Source organism: Micromonospora sp. Utrum1, from assembly GCF_057197805.1.
The window spans coordinates 1222033-1235196 of the sequence record NZ_CM170071.1 but is presented as its reverse complement, the minus strand read 5'-3'; the positions used below and the strand labels follow the sequence as shown (position 1 = coordinate 1235196).

The window sequence follows — 13164 nt, the reverse complement described above, 5'->3', positions numbered from 1 at the left end:
CAGGACCGGCTCACTCCTCGCGCTCACGATGTCACCTGGGCCCGGTCCGTGCCCTCGGCCGGCCCGACGGCCAGCGCCCCGGCGTCGCTGCCCGGCCCGATGGCGAGCAGGCCGCCGTCGCGCGGACCGCCGAACGGCAGGGTGGCGTCGGCCGGCACCAGCCGCAGCGGTGAGGTGGTGAGCCGGTCCCCGGCGCGGGCGGGCAGCGTCAGCCGGAACTGGGCGCCCTGCCCGGGGGCGCCCCACGCCTCCAGCCAGCCGCCGTGCAGCCGGGCGTCCTCCAGGCTGATCGACAGGCCCAGCCCGGTGCCGCCGGTCTGCCGGGCCCGGGACGGGTCGGCCCGCCAGAACCGGTTGAAGACCAGCTTCTCCTCGCCGGGCTTGAGCCCGACGCCGTGGTCCCGCACGGTGATCGCCACCGCGCTCTGGTCGACGCCGAGGGTGATCCGCACGGGCTTGGCCTCGCCGTGCTCGACGGCGTTGCCGACCAGGTTGCGCAGCACCCGCTCGACCCGGCGCGGGTCCACCTCGGCGATCACCGGGCTGTCCGGCAGATCCAGCTCGAGGGCCACCCCGACCCGCTCGGCCAGCCCGGCGAGCCGCTCGGTCACCCGGTGCACCACCGGCACCAGGTCGGTCGGCTCGCTGTCGAGCATGGCGAAGCCGGCGTCGAAGCGGCTGATCTCCAGCAGGTCGGTGAGCAGCTCCTCGAACCGGTCCAGCTCGGCCTGGAGCAGCTCGGCGCTGCGCGCCACCGCCGGGTCGAACTCGTCCCGCTCGGCGAAGATCAGGTCGGCGGCCATCCGGACCGTGGTCAGCGGCGTCCGCAGCTCGTGGGAGACGTCGGAGGTGAAGCGGCGTTGCAGCCGGGACATCTCCTCCAGCCGGAGGATCTGCCGTTGCAGGTTGGTCGCCATCTGGTTGAACGAGGCGGCGAGCAGGGCCAGGTCGTCCTCGCCGTTGACCACCATCCGCTGGTCGAGCAGGCCGGCGGAGAGCCGCTGCGCGGTCCGGGCGGCCACCCGCACCGGGGTCACCACCAGGCGGGTGACCAGGGCGGCCAGCAGGCCGAGCAGGAGCACCAGGGCCGCGCCGGTGGCGACGACGGTGGCCCGGGCGTCGGCCGCCGTGGCGTCCTGCCGGGCCAGCGGTACGAGGTAGTACAGCTCCACCTGCCCGAACCGAGTCGGCACCGGCGAGCCGTAGACGAGGTACTTGGTGCGCTGGCCGCCGAGCGTGCCGGTGCGGATCTGGTGGGCGACATTGCCGGCGGCCACCGAGGCCCGCAGCTCCCGACTGATCAGCGGGCGGACCTGCACGTCCGGGGAGGTACGCGGCTCGATGTTGGTGAAATTGTCCGCGGTGATCGCCACCACCACGCCGCTGGTCTGCGCCGGGTCACCGCCGGCCAGGTAGTTGACCGTGCCGTCGATGGTGTCCTGGAGCTGGGCCTCCTGCGGCTGGCTGTAGAGGTTGAACTGCTTCGAGGCGTAGTCGCTGCCGTTGCGCAGCCGCAACAGGACGTCGGTCTCGGCGTTCTCCAGCAGGATGTTGGTGAGCTTGTCGGCGATCAGGTACGCGAACCCGCCCACGAGCAGGCTGGACGCCACGAGTGTGATGGTCACCACACGAACCTGGAGCGACCGCCGCCAGGTCTGGTGCACGCCGGCGGCCAGCCGGGCCGTACGGCCGGCCAGGACGCGCCACAACGCCCGCGCGGCGTGGAGCCGGCGGGACGCGGTGGTCGGCGAGTCGGGGGGCGGGGAGGTCACCACAGTGCTGACCAGGCTATCCGGTGCCCGCCTTGTAGCCCACGCCCCGAACGGTGAGGATGATTTCGGGTCGCTCCGGATCCGGCTCGATCTTGGCACGCAACCGCTGCACGTGCACGTTGACCAGGCGGGTGTCGGCGGCGTGCCGGTAGCCCCAGACCTGCTCCAGCAGCACCTCGCGGGTGAAGACCTGGCGCGGCTTGCGGGCCAGCGCGACCAGCAGGTCGAACTCCAGCGGGGTGAGCTTGACCTCCTCACCGTCCCGGCTGACCGTGTGCGCGGGCACGTCGATCGTGATCTGGTTGCCGGGCGGACCGATGGTGAGCAGTTCCGGCGCCACGTCCTCGCCGCGGCGCAGCCGGGCCCGCATCCGGGCCACCAGCTCCTTGGGCTTGAACGGCTTGACCACGTAGTCGTCGGCCCCGGACTCCAGCCCGAGCACCACGTCGACCGTGTCGCTCTTGGCGGTCAGCATCACGATCGGCACGCCGGACTCGCCCCGGATGGCCCGGGCCACGTCGATGCCGCTCATGCCGGGGAGCATCAGGTCGAGCAGGACGATGTCGGGCCGGCTGTCACGGAACGCGGCCAGTGCCCGTTCTCCGTCCGCGACGAAGGAGGGCACGAAGCCCTCGCTGCGCAGGACGATGCCGAGCATCTCGGCGAGTGCGGGGTCGTCGTCGACCACCAGTACCCGGGCTCTCATGGGGTTTATCGTTCCATCCCCGTTCGCTAGGAGGGTGCGCCGTCTTCACGGCACGGTAGCGCCGAGGGCGGTCCGGCACCACAGCTGACGGCGTGGCCGCCCGCGTGGCGCGCCCCGGCGGACGGGTCCACCGGACGCGGACGCGCCGTGCAACCATGATCCCTCGGGCGTGTCACCGCCCGCCACCTCCACCCGCTCGCCAGGAGTACCCGTGCCCGACGCCGGCCCGACCGCGGTGCTCCCGCGCCGCCCGCTGACGGTCGGCGAACTGCTCGACTCGGCCGTCCTGCTGCTGCGCGACCAGGCCCGGGTGCTCGTCCCTCTCGCCGTCGTGCTGGCCCTCGGCGAGCAGGCCCTGCTGCACCCGCTGCGGGTGCTGGCCGACGCCCGGCCGCCCGAGTGGTGGGTCGGCCCGGACCGGCTGGGCTGGTACTGGCTGCTGCTCGCGCTCGGCGCCGGGACCGAGGCGATGATCATCGCGCTGCTCGGCAATCCGGCCGCCCGGGGCGCCGGGGCCGGGCTGCTGGGCCGCCGCACCGGGCCACGCGAGCTGCTGCGCGGCGCCGGCTGGGGAGCCACCCTGCTGTTCGGAGCCGCGGTCGGGTTGACCGTGCTCCTCGCCGCGCTGGCCGGGCCGGCCTGGTTCGTCGCGTACGGGCTGCTCGGCGCGGTGGTGCCGGTGCTCGTGGTGGACCGGGTGCCGGCGTACCGGGCGCCGGGGCGGGCCCTGCGGCTGGCGGTCCGGGTCGGCGGGCGGGCCGCCGCCATCCGGCTGCTCGGTTACCTGGGCTGGTGGCTGATCCGGCTCGGCATCGGGCTGGGCGTCTACCACGGCCTCGGGCTGCTGGGCCTGTTCGACGTCGCCGCCTGGGCGCTGCCGGTCGCCACCGTGGCCTGGGTGGCGGTGAACGCGGTCGCGTACCCGGCGCTGGCCTGCCTGGACGCGGTGCTGCACCTGGAGACCCGGATGCGCACCGAGGGGCTGGACATCCGGCTGTCCCGCGCCCCGGCCGGCACGCCGGAACCCGTCCTGCTGGCGGTGCCTCGGTGAGCCGGTGGTGGACCGAGGCGGTCGCCGCGCTGGGGGACGCCGTACCGCTGCCGCTGGCCGCCCTGCTCCTGCTGGCCGGGGCGCTGCTGGTCGCGCTGACCTGGTACTTCTTCCCGGCCTGGGTGCCCCGCCGGCTGCCCCGGGTCGGCCGCCCGCGGCTCCCCCGGCTCCGGCTGCCCCGGCTGCGCCTTCCCCGGCTGCGCCTGCCTCGACTGCGCCTTCCCCGGCTACGGCTGCCCCGACTGCGGCGGCCGAAGCTGCGGCGGCGCCGGGCCCGGCTGGACGCGCCGGCGGTGCCGGTGCCCGCGCCCCGGGCGCCCGAGCCGGCGCCGGCCGCCCACGCCGGCCTCGCCGACCGGCTCGCCGCCGAGGGCCGGTACGCCGAGGCGGTCCGGGAACGGCTGCGCGAGATGGTCCGCCTCCTGGTGGCGCGGCAGCTCGTGGAGCCCCGCCCCGGGCTGACCGTCACCGAGCTGACCGCGGCCGTGGCGCGGGTCCGGCCCGGGGTGCGGCCCACCCTGCACGCCGCCGGAGCGATCTTCTCCGACCTCTGGTACGCCCAGCGCCCGGCCACCGCCGCTCACGACCACCGGATGCGTGACCTCGCGGCCGACCTGAGCCGCGAGCTGGCCGCGGAGGGGGAACGCCGGTGACCGCGACAGTCGACCCGGCCCGGACGGCGGCCCCGCCCGCGCCCCGCCGTCGGTGGCACCGGGTGCTGGCTCCGCTCGTGCTGGCCGTGCTGCTGATCGTGGCCACCCTGGTCCTGCACGCCGTGGACCAGCCCGACCCGACCGACCGGGGGTTCCTCTCGCCGGCCGGCACCGGCGACGACGGAGGCAGCCGGCTGGCCGAGGCGCTGCGCGCGCAGGGGGTGCCGATCCGCCGGGAGACCGACCCACGGCAGGCGCTGCGGGCCGCCGGAGCCGGCCCGAGCACCCTCTTCGTGCCCGCTCCCGAGCTGGTGCACCCGAGCACCCTGGCCGCCCTGAGCGTGCTGCCCGCCGGCAGCCGGCTGGTCCTGGTCGAGCCGTCCCGCCGGGTGCTGACCGGCCTGGCCGTGCCGCTGGCGCCGACCGACCGCCGGTGGGCCACCCGGGCCGTGCCGCCGGACGCCGACGGCACGGCGTGCCGGCTGCCCGAGGCGCTCCGCGCCGGCACCGCCGCCGTCGACCACCAGCGGTACGCGGGGCCGCCCGGCGCCGACCGGTGCTACGCGGGCGCGCTGCAGCGGATCTCCTGGGGCGCCGAGGTCGTGGTGATCGGGGCCAGCGACCCGTTCCGCAACGACCGGATCGACGAGTGGGGCAACCGGGCCCTCGCCACCGGTCTGCTCGGCGGTGACCGCCCGCTGGTCTGGCTCGACCTGCCCGGCCCCGAGGCGGGCCCGACCGGGCCGAGCTGGTCGCCGACCCCGGACGGTGAGAGCCCGCTTCCCCGGCCCACCGGTCGCTCGGATGACCAGGCGGACCCGCCACCGAACTGGCACAACCCGCTCTGGGACGCCTTCCCGCCCTGGTTCTGGGCCATGCTGGCGCAACTCGCCGTGGCCGGGCTGCTGCTGGTGCTCTGGCGGGCCCGCCGGCTCGGCCCGCCCGTGCCGGAGCCGCTGCCGGTGACCGTCCGCTCCGCCGAGACGGTGCTCGGCCGGGCCCGGCTCTACCGCCGGGCCGGCGCCCGCGACACCGCCGCCGGGACACTGCGCGCCGCCGCGCTGGACCGGCTGCTGCTCCGGCTCAACCTGCCCCCGGACGCGCCGCCCGACGAGGTGGCCGCCCAGGTCGCCGCCCACGCCGGGGCCGACCCGGAGCGGGTGGCCGAGCTGCTGCACGGCGCCGCCCCGGAGGACGACCGGGAGCTGCTGGAGCTGGCCCGCGACCTGGACGCCCTGACCCGTACCCTGGCCCCCCACCCGACCGAAGGAGATCCCCGGTGACCGGACCCGTCATCGCCGCCGCGTCGCCCACCGCGCAGCCCGACGCCCGCGCCGCCCTGCACCGGCTGCGCGCCGAGGTGGCCAAGGCCGTCGTCGGGCAGGACGCCGTGGTCACCGGCCTGGTCATCGCGCTGCTCTGCCGGGGGCACGTGCTGCTGGAAGGCGTGCCCGGGGTGGCCAAGACCCTGCTGGTGCGGACCGTGGCCGGCGCGCTGGACCTGGAGTCCAAGCGGGTGCAGTTCACCCCCGACCTGATGCCCGGCGACGTCACCGGGTCACTGATCTTCGACCCGCGCACCGCCGCCTTCACCTTCCGCGAGGGGCCGGTCTTCACCAACCTGCTCCTCGCCGACGAGATCAACCGCACGCCGCCGAAGACCCAGTCGGCGCTGCTCGAGGTGATGGAGGAGCGGCAGGTCTCCGTCGAGGGCGAGCGCCGCCCGCTGCCCGACCCGTTCATCGTGGCGGCCACCCAGAACCCCGTCGAGTACGAGGGCACCTACCCGCTGCCCGAGGCGCAGCTGGACCGCTTCCTGCTCAAGCTGACCGTGCCGCTGCCCGGCCGGGACGAGGAGCTGGGCGTGCTCCGCGCCCACCACGCCGGCTTCGACCCGCGCGACCTGCGCGCCGCCGGCGTACGCCCGGTCGCCACCGCGGCCGACCTGGCCGCCGCCCGGGCGGCGGTGCACGCGGTGCACGTGGCCGAGCCGGTGCTCGGCTACATCGTGGACCTGTGCCGGGCCACCCGGGTCGCCCCGGCGCTGGAACTGGGCGCCTCACCCCGGGGCGCCACCGCCCTGCTGGCCACCGCCAAGGCGTGGTCCTGGCTGGCCGGCCGGGACCACGTCACCCCGGACGACGTGAAGGCCGTCGCCCGGCCCACTCTGCGGCACCGGCTCCGGCTGCGCCCGGAGGTGGAGCTGGAGGGCGTGACCGTGGACGCCGTGCTGGACGCGGTGCTGGCCACCGTGCCGACGCCGCGATGACCTGGCGGGCGGGTCTCCTGCTCGCGGCGAGCGCGGCGACCCTGCCGGCCTGGCCGGCGCCCTTCGTCGGCGTCGCCGTGCTGACCGCGGCGGTGCTGCTGCTGGTCGCCCTCGACTGGACACTCGCGGCGCCGCTGCACGGGCTCACCGCCACCCGCGCCGGCGACCGGGCGGTCCGGCTGGGCGGCACCGCCACGGTCACCCTGCACCTGGCCAACGCCTCCGCCCGGACGCTGCGCGCCCAGGTACGCGACGCCTGGGTGCCGTCGGCCGGGGCGCGGCCCGACGTCCCCGCCGGGCGGCTGCTCACCGTGGCACCGGGCGGCACCGCCACGCTGCCGGTCCGGCTCACCCCGGCCCGGCGCGGCGACCGGCCCGCGGTGGCGCTGACCGTACGCTCGCTCGGGCCGATGAAGCTGGCGTTCCGGCAGCGCGGCGGCCACCCGGTCACGCCACCGTGGACGCTGCGCGTGCTGCCCCGCTTCGACTCCCGCCGGCACCTGCCCGAGAAGCTGGCCCGGCTACGGGTCATCGACGGCGTACAGGTCACCCGGGGGCGCGGCCACGGCACCGAGTTCGACACCCTCCGCGAGTACGTGGTCGGCGACGACGTGCGCTCGATCGACTGGCGGGCCAGCGCCCGCCGCTCCGACGTGCTGGTGCGCACCTGGCGGCCGGAGCGGGACCGGCGGCTGGTCTGCGTGCTGGACACCGGCCGCACCTCGGCGGTCCGGCTCGGCGACGAGCCCCGGCTGGACACCGCGATCGACGCGGCGCTGCTGCTCACCGCGCTGGCCGCCCGGGCCGGCGACCGGGTCGACCTGCTCGCCGCCGACACCGCGATCCGGGCCCGGGTGACCGGCAGCGGCCGGCCCGCACTGCTGACCCGGCTCGTGGACGCGGTCGCCCCGCTGGAACCGGCGCTGGTGGAGACCGACTTCGAGCTGATCGCCGGGGAGGTGCTGCGCCGGGAACGGCAGCGCAGCCTCGTGGTGCTCTTCACCGCCCTGGAGGCCGGCGCGCTCGGCGAGGGGCTGCTGCCGGTGCTGCCCCGGCTCGCCGCCCGGCACCGGGTGGTGCTCGCGGCCGCCCACGACCCGGTGCTGGCCGGGCTCACCACCGCCCCGCCGACCGGCCCGGACGACCCGTACGCCGCCGCGGCGGCCTGGCGGGCCCTGGCCGAGCGGGACCGGGTCCGGGCCGCCCTGTCCCGGCACGGGGTGACCGTGGTGGACGCCCCGGCCGACCGGCTCGCCCCGGCGGTCGCCGACACCTACCTGCGGCTCAAGTCCCTCGGCCAGCTCTAGCCGCCTTGCGGCCGAGGAGCAAGGCGTACGCCAGGAAGGCCAGCCAGACCGTGGCGCCGATCGCCACCCGGACGGCGGCCGGCAGCGGCGCCGGGGTCACGAACGCCTCCAGCAGCGCGGAGACCGCGAACAGCCCGACCATGCCGGCGGCGACCACGATGGCCGAGCGGCCCGCCTCCGCGACCGCGCGGCCCCGGCTGAGCTGCGCCGGCGGCGCGATCCAGGCCCACGCGGTCCGCAGCCCGACCCCGGCCGCCACGTAGATGCCGGTGAGTTCCAGCAGACCGTGCGGGGTGATCATGCCGAAGAACACGTCCGCCCGGCCGTAGGCGATCATCACTCCGCCGACCACGCCGATGTTCAGCGCGTTCTGCCAGAGCAGCCAGAACACCGGCACCACCAGCACCCCGGCGGCCAGGCACTGCGCGGCCAGCCAGGCGTTGTGCGTCCACAGGTGGAACGCGAAGGTCGGCGCGGTGAACTCGGTGTAGTAGCCGGCGAAGCCGGAGTCGACGAGCTGCCGGGCCGCCTCGGCGCCGATGAACGCGGCGGCGGTGTCCGGGTGGCCGGCGACGAACCAGATGAGGAAGGCGGTCAGCGCGCTGAACCCGGTCGCCACCGCGCACCACCAGGGCCAGGCCCGGTAGAGGGCGGCCGGCAGGTCGGCGGCGAGGAATCGGCCCACCGCCGCCCAGGAGGGGCGGGGACGGCCGGTGATCCGGGCCCGGGCCGCGAGCACCAGGTGGGAGAGGCGGCCGACCAGGACCGGTTCGGGGGCCCGGCTGCGCAGCGCGGAGAGGTGGGTGGCGGCGCGCTGGTAGAGCGCCACCAGCTCGTCGACCTCGGCCGCGTCCAGCCTGCGCCGACCGGTCAACTGCTCCAGCCGCCGCCACTCGGCCCCGTGCTCGGCCACGTACGCGTCGAGATCCACTCGTCCTCCCCCGTCCGGCGCCCATAGTGTTCACTGTGCGAGTGCGCGCGCAACCACCCCCACCGACACCGTGGGCCGACGCCGGTCTGATCAGCGGCGAGGCGGTGGAGCTGGACGTCCGGGCGGCCCGGCTGGGCTCCCGGGTGCTCGCCCTCCTGATCGACCTGGTGGCCCAGCTCGTGGTGGCGCTGCTGCTCGGCGCGGGCCTGTCGGTGCTGGTGGTCAGCCTGCCGCGCGACCTCATGGACGCCGCGCTGGCCGGCGCGTTGCAGCTCGTGCTGCTGGTGCTGGTGCTGGTCGGCTACCCGGTGCTGATGGAGCGCTTCGCCGGTGGCCGGACGCTGGGCAAGCTGGCCGTGGGGCTGCGGGTGGTCCGCGCCGACGGCGGCCCGGTCGGGGTCGGCCAGTCGCTGACCCGGGCGCTGGTGGGCGTGGCCGTGGAGTGGCCCGGGCTGGTGCTGCCGCTGCTGAGCTGGGCCGCGAGCGTGACGGTGATGCTGACCGACCCGCGCGGGCGGCGGCTCGGCGACCTGGTCGCCGGCACGCTGGTGGTGCACACCCGGGGCGCCGGGGCGTGGCGTGCGGCCCCGCCGCCGGTGCCGCCGCTGCTCGGCTGGGCGGCCACCCTCGAACTGAGCCGGGTGGACGACGGGCTGGCGCTGGCCGTCCGGCAGTACCTGGGCCGGTTGCACCAGCTCGCCGCGCCGGACCGGACCCGGCTGGGCCGGGAGCTGTGGGCGGAGGTCGCGGCGGTCACCTCGCCGCCCCCGCCGTGGGCCGCGCCCGAGTGGGCGTACCTGGCCGCCGTGCTGGCCGAGCGGGGCCGCCGGGCCGCGTACCGGCTGGGGCGAACCCGCGCAGTCACCGCCACGCTCTGGCCCGAGCTGGCGCCCGCGCCGGCCACGTCGCTCCCGGCGCCGGCCCCGAGCACGCTGCGGCCCGCCGCGCCGGCCCGCGCCGTCCCCACCCAGCCCGATCCGGTACGCGGACAGTCCACCTCGGTCCGGGCGGAGCGCTGACTTCGCCGCTCAGGAGAAGAGCGCCCGGCCCCACCAGTCGGCGGCGTCACGGACGCCGGGCGGGCAGGCGAACAGGCCGCTGGAGACGTGCCGCAGGTATTCGTTCATGGCGTCGTTGCGGGCCAGCCGGGTCTGGATCGGCACGAACTGCTTGCGCGGGTCCCGCTGGTAGGCGATGAAGAAGAGCCCAGCGTCGAGCCGGCCCAGCCCGTCCGAGCCGTCCACGAAGTTGTAGCCGCGGCGCAGCAGGCGCGCGCCGTCGTTCTGGTCCGGGTGGGCGAGCCGGACGTGCGCGGTCTCAGCGATCACCGGCTCGCCGTCGTCACCCTTGGCGGCGAAGTCCGGCTCGTCGAACTCGGCACGCCCGCCGAGCGGCGCACCACTGCCCTTGGTCCGCCCGACGATCATCTCCTGCTCGGCCAGCGGGCTGCGGTCCCACGTCTCGACCAGCATCCGGATCTTGCGGGTGACCAGGTAGGACCCGCCGGTCATCCAGTCCTGGCCGTCGCCGGGCTGGGCCCAGAGCTGCTCGCGGAGCAGGTCGGCGTCCTCCGCCTTGAGGTTGGCGGTGCCGTCCTTGAATCCGAACAGGTTGCGCGGGGTGGCCTGCCCCCGCGACGTCGACGACGTACGCCCGAAGCCCAGCTGCGACCAGCGGACGCTGACCACGCCCATGCCGATCCGGGCCAGGTTGCGGATGGCGTGCACCGCCACCTGCGGGTCGTTGGCGCAGGCCTGGACGCAGATGTCGCCGCCGGAGAGTTCCGGCTTGAGCGCGTCCCCGGCGAAGTGCGGCAGGTCGGCCAGGGCGGCGGGCCGCTTGTCGGCGATGCCGAACCGGTCCCGGCCCTGGACGTCGCGGAACAGCGTCGGGCCGAAGCCGACCGTGATGGTGAGCTGCGACGGTGGCAGCCCGAGCGCCTCGCCGGTGTCGTCCGGCGGGGCCTCCGGCACGCCGTCGACCGCGCCGATCAGACCGGCGTCCTTGCCGGCGGTCATCCGGGCCGCGGCGGCGCTCCACTCCTGGAGCAGCGCGACGAGCCTGGCCCGGTCCTTGGTGATCACGTCGAACGCGACGAAGTGCAGCCGGTCCTGGGCCGGGGTGACGATGCCGGCCTGGTGCTCGCCGTGGAACGGGACCGCGCCGGCCGCCGTCTCGGTGGCCGACGCCTGGTCGCCGCCGCCGAACAGCGCGCCCGCGCCGACCGCCACCCCGGCGACGCCGGCCACGCCGGCCCCGGCCAGGGTGATGGCCCGGCGCCGGGACACCCCGGTCCCGCGGGTCGCTTCGTCGGTGCTCGGCTCGCTCATCACGTCACCTCCGGGAAGGGGTCGTCAGCGGGCGACGACCGCGGCAACCTTGCTGATCGGCTCGGCCAGGGCGTTGATGCTGTCCGACAGCTCCTTGAGCTCGGCCTTGCTGAGCTGGGTGTGCAGCTTCCAGCCGTCACCGGCCCGGTGCTTGCCGAGGGCGGTCTCGACGTTGGCGAACTCGGTGTCGAGCTGCTTGACCAGGTCGGGCGAGCGCTGCTCCAGGGCGGGGCGCAGCGCGGCGATGGCCGCCTTCGAGCCCTCCAGGTTGGCGTTGAAGTCCCAGAGGTCGGTGTGCGAGTAGCGCTCCTCCTCGCCGGTGATCTTGCCGCTGGCGACCTCGTCGAGGAGCGCCTTGGCGCCGTTGGCGAGCTGGAGCGGGGTGAGCTTCTCGGCGTTGGCCTTGGCCACGATCGCCTTGACGTCGACGAGGAGCTGGTCGGCGATGGCGCCGTCCTTGCTGACGTCGCCGGTGGTCCACAGGTCCTTCTCGATCCGGTGGAAGCCGGTGAACGGCATGCCCTCCTCGACGACCTCCTCGCGGCCGTCGATCTTCGGGTCGAGGTCGCCGAAGCTCTCCGCGACCGGCTCGATCCGCTCCCAGTAGGTGCGCGCCACCGGGTACAGCTCCTTGGCCTTGGCCACGTCGTTGGCCTTGACCGCGGCCACGAACTCCTCGGTCTTGGTGAGCAGCGCGTCGGTCTGGCTCTGCACGTAGCGCTGGTAGCTGGCGGTGGCCTGGCTGAGCGCGGCGTCGGGCGCGACGGTCGCGACGGTGCCGCTGACCTTCAGCGCGCCCCGGATGCCGCGGCCGCTCATGCCGGGCTTGCAGGCGGTCTCGTAGGTGCCGGCGGGCAGTTCGACGCGGAGTTCCCGGCTCAGCCCGGGGGCGATGTTCTCCACCTCGCCCATCACCCGGTCACCGGCGGCGTAGACGTAGAACTCGTTGACCTTGGACCCGGAGTTGGTCACCTTGAAGGTCACCTGCCCGGCCTCGATCTCGGTGCTGCCGACCTCGCAGGCGCTGTCGGTGGCCTTGACCGCGATCGGCCCGTCGGCCTTGGCGTCCTTGTCGTCGCCGCCCCCGCAGCCGGCCAGTCCGGCCACGGCGAGCATCCCGGCGGCGGCGGGCACGACGAATCGAGTGGTACGCATCGGTGGTGTGTCTCCTCGGGAACGGGCGGGTCAGGCGCGCTGGGGCGCGCTGCTGGTGGACGCGTCGGTGGCGGCCGGCTCGGCCGGCGTGGTCGCGGCGTCGGTGGCCGCGGCCGCCGGCGCGGCGGGTGCGGCGGGCTTGGCCGGGGCGGCCGGCTTGCGCAGGAAGAGGACGAGCACCGGGACCGCGTAGGCCACCCAGGCGATCGTCTCCAGCACCGTCGGGGCGGCGGTGATGTTGAACATGCCGGCGAGCAGCGCGCCGTACCAGGCGTTCGGGTCGAGCGTCGAGGAGATGTCGAAGGCCTGGTTGTTCAGGCCGGGCAGCACGCCGGCCTCCTGGAAGTCGTGCACGCCGTACTTGAGGATGCCGGCGGCGACCAGGATCAGCAGCGCGCCGGTCCAGGTGAAGAACTTGCTCAGGTTGATCTTCAGGGCGCTGCGGTAGAGCAGGAAACCGATCACCACGGCGGTGGCCACGCCGCCGGCCAGCGAGAGCAGCGCGCCCGCGCCGGTGCCGCCGGCCGCGCTCTGCGCGGCGGAGTAGAAGATCAGCGCGGTCTCCAGGCCCTCCCGGATCACCGCGAGGAAGGCCATGCCGGCGACCGCGAGGGAGCCGACGGCGAGCGCCTCGGTGAGCTTGCCGCGCAGTTCGCCGGCGATCGTCCGGGCGGCCGTGCGCATCCAGAAGATCATCCAGGTCACGAAGACCACGGCGGCCACCGAGGTGACGGCCTCGAACAGCTCGCGGTCCTCGGAGCGGGCCAGCAGCGAGGTCGAGGTGTACTCGATCAGCCAGCCGAAGACGACCGAGAGCACGACGGCCAGGCCGACGCCGGCCCAGACCTGCGGCAGGCGGTCACGCCGCTGCGACTTCACCAGGAAGGCGACCAGGATGCTGACCACCAGGGTCGCTTCCAGGCCCTCCCGCAGGCCGATCAGGTACGTGGCGAACATCGTTGCTCCGTGGTCGGTAAGGCACGCCTCAGT

General features: G+C 75.5%; 12 protein-coding genes. 6 read left to right on the top strand and 6 right to left on the bottom strand.

Going from position 1 to position 13164, the window contains the following annotated elements; all coding sequences use genetic code 11:
* Positions 1 to 23: 23 nt before the first annotated feature.
* Positions 24 to 1775, bottom strand: coding sequence for an MtrAB system histidine kinase MtrB (gene mtrB, locus AC0OLQ_RS06190; RefSeq protein WP_484530544.1), 1752 nt, complete (start codon positions 1773 to 1775; stop codon positions 24 to 26).
* A 13-nt stretch (positions 1776 to 1788) separates the two neighbouring features.
* Positions 1789 to 2478, bottom strand: a complete 690-nt coding sequence (gene mtrA / locus AC0OLQ_RS06185) for an MtrAB system response regulator MtrA (RefSeq protein WP_046564340.1) — start codon at positions 2476 to 2478, stop codon at positions 1789 to 1791.
* 211 nt (positions 2479 to 2689) lie between these two features.
* Here mtrA and AC0OLQ_RS06180 point away from each other — a divergent pair, with 211 nt between their 5' ends.
* Genes AC0OLQ_RS06180 through AC0OLQ_RS06160 form a run of 5 tightly spaced genes read left to right on the top strand, consistent with a single transcriptional unit; the run spans position 2690 to position 7758 of the window.
* Complete coding sequence (locus tag AC0OLQ_RS06180) at positions 2690 to 3529, top strand: hypothetical protein (protein WP_484530543.1); 840 nt, start codon at positions 2690 to 2692, stop codon at positions 3527 to 3529.
* Positions 3526 to 4182 (top strand): DUF4129 domain-containing protein, encoded by a 657-nt coding sequence (locus tag AC0OLQ_RS06175; RefSeq protein WP_484530542.1) that lies wholly within the window; start codon positions 3526 to 3528, stop codon positions 4180 to 4182. The genes AC0OLQ_RS06180 and AC0OLQ_RS06175 overlap by 4 nt, the downstream gene beginning before the upstream one ends.
* Complete coding sequence (locus tag AC0OLQ_RS06170; RefSeq protein ID WP_484530541.1) at positions 4179 to 5465, top strand: DUF4350 domain-containing protein; 1287 nt, start codon at positions 4179 to 4181, stop codon at positions 5463 to 5465. The genes AC0OLQ_RS06175 and AC0OLQ_RS06170 overlap by 4 nt, the downstream gene beginning before the upstream one ends.
* Positions 5466 to 5476: 11 nt before the next feature.
* Entirely contained in the window at positions 5477 to 6451 is a 975-nt protein-coding gene (locus tag AC0OLQ_RS06165) for an AAA family ATPase (RefSeq protein ID WP_484532282.1), read from the top strand.
* The gene (locus tag AC0OLQ_RS06160; RefSeq protein ID WP_484530540.1) at positions 6448 to 7758 is read left to right on the top strand and encodes a DUF58 domain-containing protein; all 1311 of its coding nucleotides are present in this window, start codon (positions 6448 to 6450) and stop codon (positions 7756 to 7758) included. The genes AC0OLQ_RS06165 and AC0OLQ_RS06160 overlap by 4 nt, the downstream gene beginning before the upstream one ends.
* On the opposite strand, the gene AC0OLQ_RS06155 is transcribed toward AC0OLQ_RS06160, so the two are convergent.
* Complete coding sequence (locus AC0OLQ_RS06155; protein WP_484530539.1) at positions 7736 to 8689, bottom strand: stage II sporulation protein M; 954 nt, start codon at positions 8687 to 8689, stop codon at positions 7736 to 7738. The two genes, AC0OLQ_RS06160 and AC0OLQ_RS06155, sit on opposite strands and share 23 nt — an antisense overlap.
* Before the next feature lie 35 nt (positions 8690 to 8724).
* Here AC0OLQ_RS06155 and AC0OLQ_RS06150 point away from each other — a divergent pair, with 35 nt between their 5' ends.
* Complete coding sequence (locus AC0OLQ_RS06150; RefSeq protein ID WP_484530538.1) at positions 8725 to 9708, top strand: RDD family protein; 984 nt, start codon at positions 8725 to 8727, stop codon at positions 9706 to 9708.
* A gap of 9 nt (positions 9709 to 9717) precedes the next feature.
* Here AC0OLQ_RS06150 and efeB read toward each other — a convergent pair whose 3' ends face one another.
* From efeB to efeU, 3 genes are read right to left on the bottom strand one after another with little or no spacing between them, the layout of a single operon-like run.
* A complete protein-coding gene (gene efeB / locus AC0OLQ_RS06145; RefSeq protein ID WP_484530537.1) occupies positions 9718 to 11019 on the bottom strand; it encodes an iron uptake transporter deferrochelatase/peroxidase subunit in 1302 nt (433 codons plus the stop codon).
* Positions 11020 to 11043: 24 nt separating this feature from the next.
* On the bottom strand, positions 11044 to 12174 hold the full coding sequence (gene efeO / locus AC0OLQ_RS06140) for an iron uptake system protein EfeO (protein WP_484530536.1): 1131 nt from the start codon (positions 12172 to 12174) through the stop codon (positions 11044 to 11046).
* A gap of 30 nt (positions 12175 to 12204) precedes the next feature.
* Positions 12205 to 13131: an iron uptake transporter permease EfeU gene (gene efeU, locus AC0OLQ_RS06135; RefSeq protein ID WP_484530535.1), complete on the bottom strand. Its 927-nt coding sequence runs from the start codon at positions 13129 to 13131 to the stop codon at positions 12205 to 12207.
* Between the last annotated feature and the right edge of the window lie 33 nt (positions 13132 to 13164).